This window comes from Psychrobacillus lasiicapitis (assembly GCF_006861795.1).
In the GTDB taxonomy this organism is placed as follows: domain Bacteria; phylum Bacillota; class Bacilli; order Bacillales_A; family Planococcaceae; genus Psychrobacillus; species Psychrobacillus lasiicapitis.
This window is the reverse complement of sequence record NZ_VDGH01000001.1, coordinates 128117-146021: the sequence shown is the minus strand read 5'-3', so window position 1 is coordinate 146021 and position 17905 is coordinate 128117. Positions and strand designations below refer to the sequence as shown.

The 17905-nt window shown below is 36.6% G+C and carries 15 protein-coding genes; 7 read left to right on the top strand and 8 right to left on the bottom strand.

What is annotated here, in order from left to right; translation table 11 throughout:
- The first annotated feature begins 200 nt into the window (after positions 1 to 200).
- Positions 201 to 1502 carry a CitMHS family transporter gene (locus FG382_RS00750; protein ID WP_142536967.1) on the top strand — a complete coding sequence of 434 codons (1302 nt, stop codon included), beginning with the start codon at positions 201 to 203 and terminating at the stop codon, positions 1500 to 1502.
- A gap of 626 nt (positions 1503 to 2128) precedes the next feature.
- Here FG382_RS00750 and FG382_RS00745 read toward each other — a convergent pair.
- Positions 2129 to 2386 (bottom strand): (4Fe-4S)-binding protein, encoded by a 258-nt coding sequence (locus tag FG382_RS00745; RefSeq protein ID WP_142536966.1) that lies wholly within the window; start codon positions 2384 to 2386, stop codon positions 2129 to 2131.
- 6 nt (positions 2387 to 2392) lie between these two features.
- The gene (locus FG382_RS00740) at positions 2393 to 4090 is read right to left on the bottom strand and encodes a ribonuclease J (protein WP_142537385.1); all 1698 of its coding nucleotides are present in this window, start codon (positions 4088 to 4090) and stop codon (positions 2393 to 2395) included.
- Positions 4091 to 4313: 223 nt separating this feature from the next.
- On the opposite strand from FG382_RS00740, the gene FG382_RS00735 reads away from it, so the two are divergent.
- The 6 genes from FG382_RS00735 (at position 4314) to FG382_RS00710 (ending at position 10514) form a co-directional block, all read left to right on the top strand.
- Positions 4314 to 5702, top strand: coding sequence for an amino acid permease (locus FG382_RS00735; RefSeq protein WP_142536965.1), 1389 nt, complete (start codon positions 4314 to 4316; stop codon positions 5700 to 5702).
- Positions 5703 to 6102: 400 nt separating this feature from the next.
- Entirely contained in the window at positions 6103 to 6942 is an 840-nt protein-coding gene (locus FG382_RS00730; protein ID WP_142536964.1) for an ion transporter, read from the top strand.
- Between the two features lie 1781 nt (positions 6943 to 8723).
- The gene (locus FG382_RS00725) at positions 8724 to 9191 is read left to right on the top strand and encodes a spore coat protein (RefSeq protein ID WP_142536963.1); all 468 of its coding nucleotides are present in this window, start codon (positions 8724 to 8726) and stop codon (positions 9189 to 9191) included.
- 32 nt (positions 9192 to 9223) lie between these two features.
- Complete coding sequence (locus tag FG382_RS00720; protein WP_142536962.1) at positions 9224 to 9655, top strand: spore coat protein; 432 nt, start codon at positions 9224 to 9226, stop codon at positions 9653 to 9655.
- Positions 9656 to 9820: 165 nt separating this feature from the next.
- On the top strand, positions 9821 to 10039 hold the full coding sequence (locus FG382_RS00715; protein WP_142536961.1) for a spore coat protein: 219 nt from the start codon (positions 9821 to 9823) through the stop codon (positions 10037 to 10039).
- A 247-nt stretch (positions 10040 to 10286) separates the two neighbouring features.
- Complete coding sequence (locus tag FG382_RS00710; RefSeq protein ID WP_142536960.1) at positions 10287 to 10514, top strand: hypothetical protein; 228 nt, start codon at positions 10287 to 10289, stop codon at positions 10512 to 10514.
- Here FG382_RS00710 and FG382_RS00705 read toward each other — a convergent pair.
- From FG382_RS00705 to FG382_RS00680, 6 genes are all read right to left on the bottom strand, one after another.
- Positions 10494 to 11600: a copper resistance D family protein gene (locus FG382_RS00705; RefSeq protein WP_142536959.1), complete on the bottom strand. Its 1107-nt coding sequence runs from the start codon at positions 11598 to 11600 to the stop codon at positions 10494 to 10496. The two genes, FG382_RS00710 and FG382_RS00705, sit on opposite strands and share 21 nt — an antisense overlap.
- Positions 11597 to 12160 carry a copper resistance CopC family protein gene (locus tag FG382_RS00700; protein WP_142536958.1) on the bottom strand — a complete coding sequence of 188 codons (564 nt, stop codon included), beginning with the start codon at positions 12158 to 12160 and terminating at the stop codon, positions 11597 to 11599. The genes FG382_RS00705 and FG382_RS00700 overlap by 4 nt, the downstream gene beginning before the upstream one ends.
- Positions 12161 to 12336: 176 nt before the next feature.
- Positions 12337 to 12834 carry a BclA C-terminal domain-containing protein gene (locus tag FG382_RS00695; protein ID WP_142536957.1) on the bottom strand — a complete coding sequence of 166 codons (498 nt, stop codon included), beginning with the start codon at positions 12832 to 12834 and terminating at the stop codon, positions 12337 to 12339.
- A gap of 245 nt (positions 12835 to 13079) precedes the next feature.
- Positions 13080 to 13703, bottom strand: a complete 624-nt coding sequence (locus FG382_RS00690) for an exosporium glycoprotein BclB-related protein (RefSeq protein ID WP_142536956.1) — start codon at positions 13701 to 13703, stop codon at positions 13080 to 13082.
- 287 nt (positions 13704 to 13990) lie between these two features.
- Positions 13991 to 16423 carry a DNA topoisomerase IV subunit A gene (parC, locus tag FG382_RS00685; protein WP_142536955.1) on the bottom strand — a complete coding sequence of 811 codons (2433 nt, stop codon included), beginning with the start codon at positions 16421 to 16423 and terminating at the stop codon, positions 13991 to 13993.
- Positions 16420 to 17905 (bottom strand): DNA gyrase/topoisomerase IV subunit B (locus tag FG382_RS00680; RefSeq protein ID WP_244950513.1); only part of this gene is annotated, 1486 nt, incomplete at its 5' end. The genes parC and FG382_RS00680, both read right to left, overlap by 4 nt.

The following is a 17905-nucleotide window of genomic DNA, read 5'->3' as shown; positions in this document are numbered from 1 at the left end:
ATAGAATAGACTTTTAAGTGAATATCTATACTTATTTATGTAATTTCCCCTGTAGCTAAATAATATAAGATGTACCAACATATTGTTGACAATTTTCTAAAAAATTAAACTTGACTTAATTGTGTATACTTTATAAAATATATTGCATATACATAGAAAATTCGTGATTCGACGCACGTACTAGAGGGGAATTAGTGTTTATGTTGGCTTTGTTAGGTTTTTTGATGATTGTTACTTTTTTGGTTTTAGTAATTACTAAGCGACTCTCTGTAGTAGTAGCTTTTATTGGGGTAGCTATTGTGTTTGCGCTGATTGCAGGATTTGGTCCTGAGATGGGCGAGATGATGATGGCAGGTATCCTCAAAGTTACTCCTACTGCAGTCATGATTGTTTTTGCTATCTTGTATTTTGGGTTAATGATTGACGTCGGCTTATTTGATCCAATGATTAATCGAATTTTAGCGCTTGTAAAAGGGGATCCATTGAAGGTAGTTTTGGCTACTGCGGTTATTACTATACTGGTAGGTTTAGATGGAGATGGTTCTTCCACGTTTATGGTATCTGTTACTGCCATGCTTCCTTTATACATACGACTTGGGATGAGTCGATTAGTGCTAGCCTGCGTAGTAGCATTGGCAGCAGGGGTTATGAATATCATTCCTTGGGGTGGACCGCTCGTTCGAGCAGCAGCGAGTCTTCAAGTGGAAGTTGCCGATCTATTTATCCCGTTAATCCCCGTGATGATTGCTGGGTTACTGTGGACGTTATTTTCTGCTTATTTGTTAGGGAAGAAGGAAAGGGCAAGACTTGGAGTAATTGTGTTAGAAGAGCCAGCTTCTTCTATAGCAGAATTAGCAGCAACTACTGTTGAACAAAAAGGCGTTTCTAAAATTTATTGGTTTAATCTTTTCTTAACGATCGTATTAATGGCTTTACTTGTAATGGATATATTGCCAATCGCTATCTTATTTGCCACAGCATTTGCCATTGCGTTAGTAGTTAACTTCCCGGATGCACAAAAACAACAAGATCAGATTTTACGCCATGCAAACAACTTTGTCATGATTAGTACAATGGTTTTTGCAGCAGGAATTTTTACAGGCATTTTCAGTGGAACTGGCATGATGGACGCGATGGCCGCAACGCTTGTTTCGGTAATCCCCGAGTCGCTTGGAAGCCATATGCCTGTTATTGTTGCACTAACTAGTATTCCAATGGGCCTTGTATTTTCTCCAGACGCTTACTACTTTGGTATTCTTCCTATCCTAAGTGAAACAGCAGCTGGTTTTGGAATTGATCCAGTAGAAATCGGACGAGCTGCATTATTAGGGCATTCAACTGCCGGATTCCCGCTGTCACCATTAGTGCCAGCTACTTTTATCCTAATCGGGTTAGTTGGGGTTAACTTTGGTGAACATCAAAAATTCTTGTTTAAATGGGCTTTTGGTACTTGCGTTGTCATGACGATTGCAGCAGTGTTGACTGGTGCGATTACATTATAAATAGTAAAACGCTACTGCAAAAAAAACAGTAGCTTTTTTTTCGGACAGGAAACTAAAGAAGAATAGTGCACTATACTATAAGGGTTCTGCGCCTTTGCAAGTTGAATGAGATACCAGCTATGAATTTCGCTTGCTTATTCTACTACCTATAAGCAATAAATGGTTGAGAGCATTAGATTGTTCAATGAAAGCAATCGAATCTACTTGGAATGCAACTAAATGGGGGAGAGAGCATGCACCTCATAAAATAACAAGTATTACTTGTATGAAACCAAGATGACTTATTGTGCATTAGTTATTAACATTGCGCAAATCGAAACTAACGTTGCACGTATGAAGGACAATGTTGCTAGTACAGACTGAAACGTTGCGCTTTTTACTAAGCAACATAGCTATAAAAGAAATTATCTCGCAACCATATTATCCATTTAATGGCTAAAAGCAATCAACCAGTCATAGAAATCAACCAATTGTATTAGTTAAGCAACTAAATCAGCATAAGGGCAACCAAATTACTTGGGAAAGCAACCAGTTTCTCAAAATAACAAGCTCACCTGGGAAGAGAAGGCGATAACTACTCCACAGTATCCCTTTATCGTTCCTCTCAACCAAGTTGGCTGGCATTCTTAAACGAAGAATGAGTCATTTTTTTCAACATATAACAACGCTTCGCTAGGACAGGTTGCGATTACTCTTTTTACGTCTTCCCTAAGGGCGGCATCAGGCAGTATCCAAGGCTTTCTATTCATGTTGAAGGTAGAGGGTAAATATTTTAGACAATTGGCAGCATGTGTGCATTTACCTGTATGGAAATAGACATCTACTTCATGACCGGTATATTTCTTATAACCTCTCTGCAGTAAATCTTTTGTATCTTCCTCCATGAGATATCACACTTCGATCATAATCGGAAGGATCATTGGCTTCCGCTTTGTGCGAGAATAGAGGAGCTGCTCCACTGATTTTTTGATGCTTTGTTTTAGTACACGTTGATTTCTATTTTTATCTTTCATTTTATGAATAGTGGCTTGCACGGTTTCGTTCACTTCGTTTATAAGCTCGCCAGACTCTGGTCCATATATAAAACCTCTGGAAATTGTATCAGGACCAGAAATAATTTTTCCGGCTGATTTACTTATCGTCGTAACAATGACCAGCATGCCGTCTTCTGAAAGTACCTTGCGATCTCGTAAAATGATTTCTCCCACATCACCAATACCGATTCCATCAACGAAAACATTTCCGGCGTCTACGCTTCTTGTTTGGATGGCCTCATTGTTCTCAATATCTACGACGTCTCCATTACTTACAATGAAAATATTTTCCGAATGGACTCCAACAGATTCCGCTAAAAGTTTGTGCTGATGAAGCATACGGTATTCGCCGTGAATAGGGACAAAATACTTTGGTTTCATTAACGTAAGCATCAGTTTCAACTCTTCCTGGCAAGCGTGTCCTGAGACATGTAGCCCAGTAACACTTCCGGAACCATAAATTACTCTAGCTCCCAGCTGAAATAAATTATCTACTATTCGAGAAATACTCCGTTCATTCCCCGGAATGGGACCTGCTGCTAGAATAACCGTGTCTTCCGGAAGAACCTCTACTTGCCTAAAGTTTGAGCTTGATAAGCGTGATAATGCCGCCATCGGTTCTCCCTGACTCCCTGTACATAGAATAACCACTTTTTCTGGGTCCATCGAGTTCACTTCATTTGCTTCTATGATCATACCCTCAGGTACTTTCAAGTATCCTCGATCGATTGCAACGGCCACTACATTGACCATACTACGACCAAGTAAAGCAATTTTGCGATTTGTCTTAATCGATGCATCGACAATCTGTTGAATTCGATGCACATTGGAAGCGAATGTAGAGATAAAGACTTTCCTAGGTGCATGACGAAAAGCTTCTTCTATATGATCTCCAACGAGTCGTTCCGAAGGAGTAGAACCTGGTCTTTCCGCATTCGTACTTTCGGATAGGAGCAGCAGAACTCCGTTTTCCCCTAGTGCGGCCATTTTGTGAATGTCAGGACCGTGTCTGTCAACTGGTGTCCAATCGAACTTAAAATCTCCCGTGTGTACGATTGTACCTTGCGAAGTATGGAATGCTATACCTAGACAGTCCGGAATACTGTGACTAGTTTTAAAAAAAGTTGTTCTAATCGTTCCAAACTGTAGTTCCGACTCACTATCAATTAGAAATAGCTTCGTTGATCTTAATAGGCCATGCTCCTTTAACTTAATCTCAATAAGTCCTAACGTTAAATTTGTAGCATAAATGGGGATATTCAGCTGCTTTAAGAAGTAGGGAATGCCTCCCGTATGATCTTCATGTCCATGTGTCACAATTAGCGCCCTAAGTTTCTCTTGGTTTTCTTGTAAGTACGAAATATCCTGGATGATCAGATCAATCCCTAATAGACTTTCATCAGGAAACTTAGAGCCACAGTCGATTACGACAATGTCGTCATTCGATTGTAGCACGTACATATTTTTACCGATTTCGTTTACGCCTCCAAGCGCAAAAATCGATATTTTTTGACTTGTTGTATTCAATATATTTTTCCTCCACTTCAAATTCATATTCAAAGTATTGCCTTTTCTACATCATTTATAAGTAATTTTGAAAGGAATTTTATTAAAAATAGGAGAAGCTAGTTATTTGAACTGTTATATATTTTCGAAACTATGAGATTTTTGTTATTGTCGAATATACTCGAATTATGCTAGACTGATATTTATACAAAAATTCTCAAATATCCGATAAGTGTAAAAGGATGGAAACAGAGAGGGAGAGGAATGCTTTATGCAAGAACAGCAGCTAGCGAGAGGCTTAAAAAATAGACATGTACAGCTAATTGCCATTGGAGGGGCAATTGGAACAGGCTTATTTCTGGGAGCAGGTAAATCTATTCACCTCGCAGGACCATCCATATTATTTGCGTATATGATAACAGGAATCATTTGTTTTTTGATCATGCGTGCACTAGGTGAACTACTTTTATCAAATTTGAACTATCATTCTTTTGTAGATTTTGTACAAGATTATATGGGGAATATGGCAGCATTCATCACAGGATGGACGTATTGGTTCTGCTGGATCTCAATTGCGATGGCAGACTTAACGGCAGTTGGTCTATACACGCAATACTGGCTTCCTGAGGTACCGCAATGGATGCCAGGTTTAATCGCACTTGTGATATTGCTAATCATGAACCTAGCAACTGTAAAGCTTTTTGGCGAAATGGAATTTTGGTTTGCCCTAATAAAAGTTATTGCGATCTTAGCTTTGATTGTTATCGGTATTTTCATGATTATTAAAGGATTTTCAACTGATGCCGGTGCATCCAGCTTTACAAATATTTGGAGCAATGGAGGCATGTTCCCAAACGGGATAAATGGATTTATACTCTCCTTCCAAATGGTTGTTTTTGCCTTTGTTGGAATTGAACTTGTTGGACTGACAGCGGGAGAGACGGAAAATCCTGAAAAAGTCATTCCAAAAGCCATCAATAATATCCCGATTCGAATTTTAATATTTTACATCGGTGCACTAATAGTTATTATGAGTATTTATCCATGGAATGCGATCAATCCAATGGAAAGTCCATTTGTACAAGTTTTTGTGGCAGTAGGCATTGCTGCAGCGGCTGGTATAGTCAATTTTGTCGTATTAACATCTGCTGCTTCTGCATGTAACAGTGCCATTTTTAGTACAAGCCGCATGCTATTTTCATTAGCTAAAGATAAAAATGCGCCTGTACCATTTACAAAATTGACTACTCGTCAAGTACCGTCCAATGCATTGTTCTTTTCAACAATCGTTATACTAATCGCTGTTGTATTGAACTATATAATGCCAGAAGGAGTGTTTACTCTAATCACTAGTATTTCTACCGTATGTTTCATCTTTATATGGGGCATTACAGTCATTTGTCATTTAAAATATCGTAAAACAAGAACTGATCTTGCTAAAGTAAATAAGTTCAAGATGCCACTTTATCCATTTGCAAATTACTTGATCCTTGGTTTCTTAGCTTTTGTTCTTGTCATTTTAGCGCTTGCAGCAGATACACGTGTTGCGTTGTTTGTAACGCCTGTATGGTTTATTTTACTAATTGTGATTTATATGGTGAAGAAAACTAAGCTAAAAGAAGGGGCTATTGTGGAAGCAGCATCCGTTGAAAATCATTAAGAATAACTTGCTAATCTAGTTGGAAAATCCTTTGTCTTTCGAGACAAGGGATTTCTTTTTCTATTATTTGAACAAATGATCTTTCAGACCAAGTCTGGATAGATTTAAAGGTGAAGAAAATAAACGATTTGGTAGGTGATTATATGAATCCTATAAAAATTATAAACCAATTGTTGTTGCTTCAATTGGACATTCTTTAAAACTGGACATTGATACCTTTCAACATTAGCTTTCGCAGCTCAATGGAAATAAAGAAAATAAGGTTAAGGAATACAATAGCAATCCACTGGTTAAACTAAATCAAAAATAAATATATATTTTATAGTGATAATTCACTTTAAAATGGGGTAAATGATAGATAAAGTGCCCCTTGGTACTTTAATACTTGGAGAGTGATCGGATGAAGATGAAGGGATTTAGTATTGTTTACGAGTTTTTTATCTTTCTATTAATCTTGTTATATTTAACAATAACAATCGCAGGATATACTGGCAGTGAAATCCTAGAAGCTAAACAAATCAAATGGATAGATTATAGCCTCATCTTCTATTTTTTTATAGAATACATAGTTAGATTATCAATTGCCTCTGATAAAGGGAAGTTTGTCAAAGAAAATATATTTGATCTTATAGCAATCATCCCCTTAGATGCTTTTTTTAAAGTCGCAAGATTAATGCGTTTAGTTCGTTTGTTCCGAATTATGAAGGTTTCTAAAACGTTACAAGGTATTTTCAAGTCTGGTGGTTTAAACTATGTATTTGCTTTCACGCTTGTCGTATTAACTTGGGGCGCTGCAAGCAATTATATATTAGAGAAGGGGCATAACCAGAATATAAATAGCTTTTTAGATTCTCTTTGGTGGGCAGTTGTAACTGTTTCAACTGTAGGATATGGTGATATTTCTCCCGTAACAATGGGGGGTAGAATCATAGCAGGAATTCTTATGCTAGTTGGCATTGGATTAATCGGTTCTATCACAGGGAGTATGGCTATGTATTTTTCAAACCTAGAGCGTACGGTAGAGAAGGACAGTAAAGCAATAGAAGAGGATGAAGACGATTTTGTCCCATATATTACTCGACGGTTGGCGAAAATCGATATGTTGGATGAAGAGGAAATAGAACACCTTATTGACTCTATAAGAATTCGCCACAAGAAAAAAGGAACTATTCGAGATGATCAGATGACCAAAACAAATGATACGATGGGAGGAAGCTCAAATGGTATGTCAAAAATGTAAAGGAACAGGTAAGATTAAAATATTCCTTCCCGTACCGATGGAAATAAAATGTCCAGTTTGTAAGGGAAGAGGAACAGTGTAACACGCTTTGTAAAAGGATTTCTATTCAGTATATCGACTAGTGACTGTAAGAACTGTTTGATTAAAATACGAAATGATTCGAACTTCAGTCTCACTAGAAAGCACTGGCATGGACGATCTATTCAAAATACGCTTCAACATTGAATTGAGGGTTAAGCAAGTTCGCCTGAAGCTTCCTATATTCCTCTCATAAATGAAGAAAAAATACAGGCGGGTCACGTAATATTTCTTCACAAACGAATTGGTTGGCATTAAATGCAACAATTGAAGCGGATTGGGGGGAAGAGTAAGGGAGAGGTAACCCATTCGCAATTTAATAAGTCATTAAAAACTTTCGAAGTGCTTGCTTGAGTAATACTTTTGTAGATGATGAAACAATTTGAATTAATAGGAATAAACAACTGAGAATATTTTTGTTCTCAGTTTATTTCGATTTCTGGAACATTTGTTCGCAAAATGGGATTTGGGTATAAATGAAGACGGATTTTGCAAAGCTATCTGAAATCGTATATAAAATGCAGACCATGAAAACTTTCATATATCAAAAGAGTTTTATGTCTTAACAAGCGCAAAATCCATATTCAGTTGAAGATTCTAATAATCAAGTACGATGCAGAAAATAAATAACAGAAAAATAATCCTCTGTATAAACTACTTAATTGGGCGTGCGTTAGAGTTATTGTTTATAGAGAAAGCAAAAACACTTTTAGTAGAAGTGAATAGCCAAAAGATCGTGTAGAATTCAGTTCATCTTATGATAAAGAGCTTGTGTAGCAAGCTAAACAATTTGCCAAAAGTAAAAGAGTACCTATGAATGAGATAATTGAAAACAGCATTCAACATTTTTATTTAAACATATGAAAGAAGAGACTTCGAAAATGTAACCTTTTATTATTTTTTATTTTTAGTTTACATAATATATATTATACAAAGTTGTGTTTCAATGTAAAAGTATACTTGAAACAGTGAGATATTTGAAAGATTTATTAAATTTGCAAATCCTGTTTGATATTAAACTTTGCTATAAAAAATGCTTTTTCTTTAAAATTCTTATTTTGTTCAAGTAATTATTCTATCCATCTTACTTAGCAGATTTAAATTGTTTAACAAAGCGAACCTAATTTGAGCTTATACTAATACACATTACTCCTTTGACTTTTCTCACAAATTTATCCTGCCTATTTCATTCCTCTCACAAATCGATCTCTCTGCAATCGTATACGCTATTTGCTTAGTTACCTTATTTAAACATTCACTTGACCTAATACCTTTAATTGGAATATGTTATTATCCAACTTCTTTATGCTTCAAGTGCAGCATATCTTCCCCATCTAAAGCATTTTTCTCGTTTTTTCTTTGATTTTCAACAAATTCACTACACAATTTCTATATGACTAAGTTTAGGAATATGCAATTAAAAACATATGTGTAAAGGCCGGTACTTCTCTACATAAGCCTCCAAAAGAGCAATCTCTGTGAATAGCCTTCTATGGTACCAAAAATGAACAATACCTAAACTACACAAAGTCGCTATTTATCCAGATTGCAATATTCCCAATAAAGACGTAAATGTTATCTTTTAGTTTTTTGATAGTTAAATGTACTATATCAATATTTAACTTGTTCATATGTTACAGAAGCAAGGTTTTAAATTAATCCCTTTTTCAACCCTGCCAATAAATAGGAAAGGAGATTATACAATGAGTCAGCGTAAATACTGCGAACAATCTGAAAATTATTATCCAATGGGGATGGAACACCAAACTAAGCATTGGAATGATGATTTCTCTAATGATGCAACGGTTCTACAAGACATCGACCAGCTCTCTTCAGTTCATCAAGAATCAGATGAATTAATATGGATTAGAAATTCCTGCAACATCAGCGTTCAGACCACAGATACACAAGCAGCGGTTTCTCTTCAAGTTGGCTTACAACTTGCTATTGCTTTAGTTGTAAGTATTGCAATTGGCGATAGTGACCGTAGCCATGCTGTTGCACAAGACATCTTCCAACAATTTAATGACGAACAAACTAATAAACAAGTAATCTATATTGATAACTCGAAAGACGTTAATATCGTAACTACGGATACAGATTTATCAGTCAATATTCAAGTACTTCTAGAAGTTTTGGTTGCATTAATAATTAAATTAGATGTTCTTTAAGTTAAAACGAAAAAACGAAATGAGGTGAAATAATGAGTAAAAGCAAATGGAGAGCATTAGATCATTGCGATGACAAAGGAAAAAACAACGATGCAGATGTTCAACAAAATGGAGAACAAATTGTGACCACTAAACAGCAATCTAAGGAATGGATCATCGTAAGGGATTCTGAAGGTGTTGATATTCAAACAACGGATACTCAAGCAGCATTGTCATTGCAACTAGGTATTCAAGCAGCAATTGCGGCAGTTATTAGCCTAACTATTGGAGATACAGCTCAAGGTAGAGCGGTAACTCAAGATATGAAGCAATTTGTAAAAACGAAACAACAAAACGTTCAAAAAACGATAGTTGAGGGATCAAGAAATATATCAGTTACTACAACTGACACCGATGTGGCAGTGAACATCCAAGCAATGCTTCAAATTCTTGTTACATTAGTAGCTAAGTTAGACATTCTCTAATATATTTTGCAACACAAAATAAACTCCCTCTGTCGTGTCGGGCTTATTTTGTGTTGCTTTATTTTTATTTCAGTATAACTTTTATGTGTTTGAAATAGTATTCCTCTTCTCCTCTTTCATGATAACTGCATATATTAAAAATGATAATAAAAAGGAGTGATGAGTATGAGCGAACTACCTAAAAAAACAAATGCTATTCCTAACAAGGTCATTGATTTATTAGTAAGTGATACCCTCCGTAAAAATGGCATAAATCTTGATGATGCAAAAGGAAAACTATCCCCGGACCAAAAACAGATGCTTAAAGAACTAGTAGAAGAACTAACGACACAGGTCAATGAATTTGTCGATAAAACGACCTCACCAAAAAAAGGTAACAAATAAGTTATATAAAGAACGCCTTTGACAGAGGCGTTTTTTATGTAGAATTCCTTAGTCTAAAGCTAAACAATTGAGATCTTCTCTTCGATTGCTTTAATAATTAAGATTTTCTACAGTGAATCTGCCTCTCTGAGCACCTGGTAGGCAATAAGATTAAGGGTCTAATTTTCAATATGATAATACTTGTTTATTGCTCTAAAATAATATACTCTATGACTTGAAACAATTAATTAAACGAGGAGTGATTTACATGGCAAAATCAGCTGCCAAACGAAAAAGAACACATTTACTTCGTAATACAGGAAAAGACGTGACAAAATTACGCAATGAGATCGACTTTAGTACCCACGTTCGAATGACGAAAACAAAAAAGGACAAATTACAGCATAATGAAAACAAATATAAAAAGCATTTCCAACAAGGTCAATATCCCGATGGAAATGCTTTTTATATTTGTTTATACAATTTGCACGCTTAAAAGTAACGCTAAATATGCCGAGATGACAACTAAAATGCTCATCGCGAAAGAAAATACTGGCGGCATTTTTTTGAAAAAAGATAATATACTTACCGTAAAGAAGCCAATAGATACAACTGCTAGCAATATACCATCGAATTTAGGCATTAATTGGACGTTTAGACTAGGTTGAATGGTTCCATCGTAAAATAATCCAAACAAAGGAGAAATCCCCTCAGAACTCAATATATCTGCTAAATTACTAGGTGGCGATTGCTGACTCATCGCTCCGGTCGCTACAAAAATAAGTAAAATGATAAAGAATTCAACTTTTGTCCATGGTCTTGGATCAAAACTTTCTTCTTTCTCCAATTTTCTTTTCATCACCATTCCATTAATGAATGCATACCCGATTAACGGAATAATGAGCAAATGTTTGATAAGCAAGCTTTGACCGTAAGAGAGCATCCAGGAATCTGGATAAGCGCTCCATTCCATCGATAGATTCATAAGAGAAAGTCCTGTAATCACAACAATAGCAAAACAATACAAGGCCATGATATGAAACCATTTCAAAAAATTAACCCAATTTTCCTTATTACGTGAAAACCAACTAACGTTTAATAAAATGCCGACCCAAACAACAACGGATGCAAAGTGCATGAAATGGGTGATAAAACCTTTCACTGGAGAAACCGAGCTTGCATGGCCAGCCATCCCAAGAACTGCTATTAAGACAAAAATAATTATAATTCCAATAATAGGATATATATTAGCTGTTTTCTTATCAAAGAAGAAAATATATAAGCCTAAAATAATCGAAATGATAGCTAAAAATAGCCATGACTTCCCTACCTCAAACGTAAAGATAATAGATTTTAGCGTTTGCCACAGACCATAATCTTCATATAAAAAAGTGACTAGACTTAACAGTGGAGCAAAAGAAAAAATAACGACACCTGCAATAGCAGTAAGCTTGATTTTCTGTGAGACTACTATTTTCGGTTTTAAATCAGCTGGAAATAACGAAAAAATATAACTCCCCATTAACAAGGCGAAGCATGTATATACAAGTGCTTCGCTAATTGTTGTTAGAAGAAAAATCATTTACTTTTTCTCCGAGTCATAAAGAAGATTGCTGCAGCTAGTACAATGACAATCCCTATAATAAGTCCAGTATTGCTACCCTTATCTTCTTCCGATTCAGCTGAAGCAGTTTCTTCTGCAGCTGGTTCTTCTTCCGTTACTTCTGTTTCTGTAACCGCTGTTTCTTCTGCAGTTTCTGTTGCTGTTTCATCAACAGTTTCTTCTGTAATTGGTGCATTTAATACGAAGTCAACTTCCCCTTCGATTGGATGACCATCAATTCCAACGATTTTCCAAACGATTTTGTATGCTCCATTTTCTAGATTTCCTTCTACATTACCTGTCATTACGTTATCATTTACAGTTAAGTTTGTAATATCAATGGATTCATTCGAAGCATTTATTAATTCAAATGAGCTTGTTTCTTCAATCTTCGTCATGTAAGTTAAAGTAATTTCATCCAAGCTTTGCGTTACCGTAGTCCCTTGAGCTGGATCCGAACTCTCTAAACCTGTGTGTGCAAAAGCCTGTGTACTGAATATAAATAAACAAGCAATTGTCATTAAAATAATTTTTTTCATGTTTTTCCTCCAAAATATATATTTGCTTTCCTCCTATATACTTATACCATATAGTTATGAAGAAAGAATGAAATGCGCATTTTTTTAAAAATTCGGTATAATAATAACGGCAAAATAAAAAAAGTGCTGCATCCTATAATAATTAGGACACCGCACTTTTTCTTGTTAGATCTCAATTACAGCATTGGTACAGAATTATTCAAAGCACCAAGTCTGTGAATGGATAACGATGCATTGAGAACACCTTGGCCATCATCAGTTCCTATAAGAGTATCAGCAGTATTACCAACATTTCTTAATAGTAGTGTTGAGTTAGCTGGAACGCTTATTATTGCAGAACCAGTCAACGTCTGATTGGTACCTGCTGGACTTGTAGCACCATAACGAGTAGCTGAGTTAGGAACTTCTACACCATTAAGAATTAATGCATACGCCGACATCTGAGGCCCTTCGACAGCGATAGTATATTCTACTAAATAGTCTCCTGCTCTAGGAATCAAAATAGCTGCAGTACCTGGAGTATGGCTGATATTCACTAATGGTCCATTACCACCAAAGATTACATCACCACCAGAAGCAACTGTTTGGACAGGAAAGTTAAAAACATATCCATAAGCTGGTCTATTGGTATTCACAATTCGGGGGCTAAGGTTATTACTTCCACAGTTACACATATTATCACCTCCTTTCTTCTGCTATTCTATTCATAGAGTTGAAAGGTCGACGGGGTTTTGAACTATATCTTTAGAGATTAATATAACTAATTCATAATTTATTGAATAGACTCATTTATAAACTTACTCAGAGATTAATTGTGCGAGAACCTTCCCCTTGCTTTTAATTAGCATTAATAAAGCCCCTTTCATTATTTAAATGAAAGGGGCTTGGGATAAAAAGTGTTCTGTCTACTTCTGCTTAATTAGTCAATAGTTATACCTGCACTAGCGAAACCAGCAACAGTAACCGCAGCGGTTAATCCAGTTGCAGTTGCTGAGAACACCATAAGCAAACGATCACCTGGTGCTACCGGAACAGAGAAGCCAGATGCTGAACCAGAGCTTAATACACCGGCTGCTAAAGGAGCTGTTAGAGATGGAGCTAATACTACGGTTGCTGCTGTAGGGCTGAATACATTAGATCCAGCTGGTGCACGGTATACTTGCGCACGAATTGTCGCAGTTCCAGTAAGAATAGTACCAGCTACAAGTGTATTAAAGTTTGCAGAAATTGCTGTTACGTTACCTACCCGTGGAACCGTAAACGATTCGGACGCAGTAAGACCAGTCACGTCTATTAAGCCTCCAACTAGGGTTACACCTGGAATGGCAGTACCAAATCCAACACTAGTAACAGTACCAACTAATCCACCTATGGTAGTAACTAATAAAGCTGGTGTTGTGATACCAGAAGAGAACGGTATAACCGAAGAACGAGCACTCGCAGGTGGAATAATGCAATCCGCATCAACAGCTACAAAAGGTCCAAGATTTGTACAACGACCGAAGTTACATCCACAGTTGCATTGTGAATTATTACAACACATATTATCACCTCCTTTCTCTGCTATTCTATTCATAGAAAACAGGGTGAACGGGGTTTTTAACTATAACTCTAGGGAAGTTTTTAAAATATTTTTATTTAGAGTCATAAGACTTTCTTGTTAATTATTTAAATATTCTGTAAAAATAATTAAGCTTACTCAACTTTTACTTGCCTCAAACCTATATTTAGATCTTCTAAGAGGCTTTCCAAATAAAAAAAAAAGCATTTCACAAAAGGTATACTACCTAATGGAAATGCTTTTTACTTAGATTTATATGTTAAGTTCTTTTATTCTTTTTCCTCAATCGGTTGCTTCCATACGCGAACGATCTGGCCGTCTTTTCCTGTGTCAACGACAAGCGATCCATTGGAATAACGATCTACTGTACGCAGGGTGTTCAGTTTAACAATTTCTTGAATTCCTTTTTCTGTTTCTAAAATGAGTTCCTCTTTTTTATTTGTTAAAAGCACTGCAAATACTTTGTGTGGATTTGATTTTAGCTCTCGAAGGGTGACGATGCCTCGTTTAGCACGTGCGCCTGATTCGATTTCTTTCAATGCCATTTTCTTTACTGCCCCGCGATGTGTAACTAATGTTATATCATCCTGGCTATCTAAAGGTATGACATTTACACTCACCACATAGTCGTCTTCTTTTAAGCTTATACCTTTCACTCCGCCTGTTTTCACTCCGGTAATAGGTACTTCATCTAAAGAGAATCTTACAGAGTAACTTAAGTGCGTCGTTAATAGCACGTCATCAGAAGGAGCGACCAGCTGTGCTAGGATCATCTCATCATTTGCCTTTAGATTAATCGTTTTAATCGGTCGAGCATATCGTTGTACAACATAATCCGATAATAAGGATCGCTTAATTTGTCCATCTTTCGTGGCAGTTAATACACATAAATCTTGTTCAAATGAATCAATGCCAATTGCATTAATGATTGTTTCATTTGTATCTAACGGAACAATGCTAGAAATATGCTGACCTAAGTCTTTCCAGCGTATATCAGGTAACTCATGTATTGGCTGATAGATATAATTCCCTTTTGACGTAAAGAGAAGTAAATGATGCTGTGTATTGATCGAATCTTGATATAGCAAATAATCCGATTCTTTAATGGCAAAATCCTGTCCGTTAGATGCGGTAAATGATCTCACACTTGTACGCTTAATATAACCATCTTTTGTTACCGTGACAATTACTTCTTCACTTGGAATAAGCACATCAAGCGTCACTTTGATCTCTTCAATTTCCTCTTCGATTGTCGATTTACGTGGCTCTGCGAATTTCTTTCTTACTACTAACAATTCTTTTTTAATCACCTTCATTAGAACTGATTCTTTCGCAAGAATATTTTCTAATTCTTTTACTAGTGCATTAAGTGATTCTTCTTCTTTTTGTAGCTCCGTAATATCCGTATTGGTTAATCGATATAGTTGTAAGGAGACAATTGCTTCTGCTTGAGGCTCAGAGAATTCAAATGCTGCTATTAAGTTATTTTTGGCATCTCGCTTATCTTTAGATGCTCGAATTGTTCGGATGACCTCATCTAAAATAGATAAAGCTTTCATGAGACCAGCTACAATATGTAGACGATCTTTCGCTTTATGTAGATCAAATGCGGTACGGCGAGTAACTACTTCTTTTTGATGATCGATGTATGAATCTAATAATAAAGGCAATGTCATCATCGTTGGTCTACGATTGTGGATCGCAATCATGTTGAAGTTATAGGTTACTTGTAAGTCTGTATTTTTGAATAAAAACTGTAAAATACCATATGCATCTACTTCTTTTTTCATCTCTATAACGATTCGTAAACCACTACGGTCCGATTCATCTCGAACGTCTGCAATGCCATCTAAGCGCTTGTCATGACGCTGTTCATCAATTTTTTTGACCAAATTAGCTTTATTCACTTCAAACGGAATCTCCGTAATAACGATCTGTTCTTTGCCGCCTTTGATCGTTTCTATTTCTGTTCTAGAACGTACGACAATTTTACCTTTACCTGTTTCATATGCTTTTTTGATTCCATCTACGCCTTGAATAATTCCTCCAGTTGGGAAATCAGGACCTTTTATCACTGTCATAAGCTCTTCTATTGTTGCTGCTGGGTTTTCTATACGCATTAATACCGCGTCTAGCGCCTCGTGTAATGCATGTGGAGGTATATCTGTAGCATAACCGGCAGAAATCCCAGTAGAGCCGTTAACGAGCAAATTTGGAAAGCCTGCAGGTAACACGACTGGTTCTGTATCCGAATCATCAAAGTTTGAAATAAATTCTACCGTATTTTTATTGATATCATTTAATAACTCTTGTGAAATAGCAGAAAGTCGCGCTTCCGTATAACGCATAGCCGCTGGTGGGTCACCGTCCACAGAACCGTTGTTTCCTTGCATTTCTATAAGCATATGGCGAAGTTTCCAGTCTTGGCTCATACGTACCATTGCCTCATAAACAGAACTATCTCCATGTGGATGATAGTTCCCGATTACATTTCCGACTGTTTTAGCAGATTTACGGAAAGGCTTATCATTCGTATTGCCTTCATGCAACATGGCATATAGTATACGACGCTGTACAGGTTTTAAGCCGTCTCTTGCATCTGGAAGTGCACGGTCTTGAATGATGTATTTACTATAACGTCCAAACCGGTCGCCGATTACTTCTTCTAGTGGTAAATCTTGATAACGTTCGGTTTGTGTCATACTACTTCATCCTCCGTGTGTATTCTTTCGTTTTCTAAAATATTGGAATCATCTTCTAAACTAAAGTTAACGTTAGATTCGATCCATTTACGACGTGGCTCTACTTTATCGCCCATTAATGTCGTTACATGTCTTTCAGCTCTTGCACCGTCCTCAATTGTTACTCGTATCAGCGTGCGAGTTTCTGGATTCATCGTTGTATCCCATAGTTGGTCCGCATTCATCTCTCCAAGCCCTTTATAACGCTGTAGCATAAATCCTTTACCAACCTTTTTCGTAGCTGCATCCAGTTCTTTTTCTGTCCATGCATATTCGAACACTTCTTTTTTGCCTATTCCTTTAAATACTTTATAGAGTGGTGGTAATGCGATATAAATTTTGCCGTGCTCGATCAACGGTTTCATATAGCGATAGAAGAAGGTTAATAAAAGGACTTGAATATGAGCACCATCTGTATCAGCATCAGTCATAATGACGATTTTATCATAAGCAATATCAGCAATTTGGAAATCTGCTCCAACACCACCGCCAATTGCATGGATAATGGTTGAAATCTCTTCATTTTTCATGATATCCGCAAGTTTCGCTTTTTCCGTATTAATAACTTTCCCTCGTAAAGGCAAAATTGCTTGGAACGTACGATCACGACCTTGTTTTGCAGATCCTCCAGCTGAATCTCCTTCGACAAGGTACAGTTCATTTTTAGCTGCATTTCGCGACTGAGCGGGCGTTAACTTACCTGAGAGAAGCGTATCGGAACGTTTCCGTTTTTTCCCGTTTCGTGCATCTTCTCGCGCTTTACGAGCAGCTTCTCTTGCTTGTTGTGCTCGAATTGCTTTTCTTATCAAAGAAGCGGTTAACTCTGCATTTTCTTCTAGAATATATTGCAGTTTTTCCGAAATAACCCCGTCTACTGCACTCCTTGCTTCACCAGTTCCAAGCTTTCCTTTTGTTTGGCCTTCAAATTGCAAAATGTTTTCAGGAATCCGAACGGATACAATAGCAGATATACCTTCACGAATATCCGAGCCATCTAAGTTTTTGTCTTTTTCTTTTAGCAAACTCGTTTTCCGAGCATATTCATTAAAAACTCTTGTTAAAGCAGCTTTTGCTCCTGTTTCATGGGTACCGCCGTCTCTTGTTCGCACATTGTTAACAAAAGATAATATTGTTTCTGAGTATCCATCATTAAATTGAAATGCAAACTCTACTTCAATTTCATCCTGCGCGCCTTCCATATAGAACACTGGATGAAGCACATCTTTTTCTTCATTCAAATAAGAAACGAAAGCTTGAATTCCCGTTTCATAGTAAAAAATATCATGAGCGCCTGTACGTTCATCCTCTAGCTCGATTTTAAGTCCTTTCAGTAGAAAAGCAGATTCTCTCAATCTTTCGCATAGTGTTTCGTAATTATATTTCACCGTAGAGAAGATTGTATTATCCGGTAAAAAATGCACAGATGTTCCGGTTTCTTTAGTC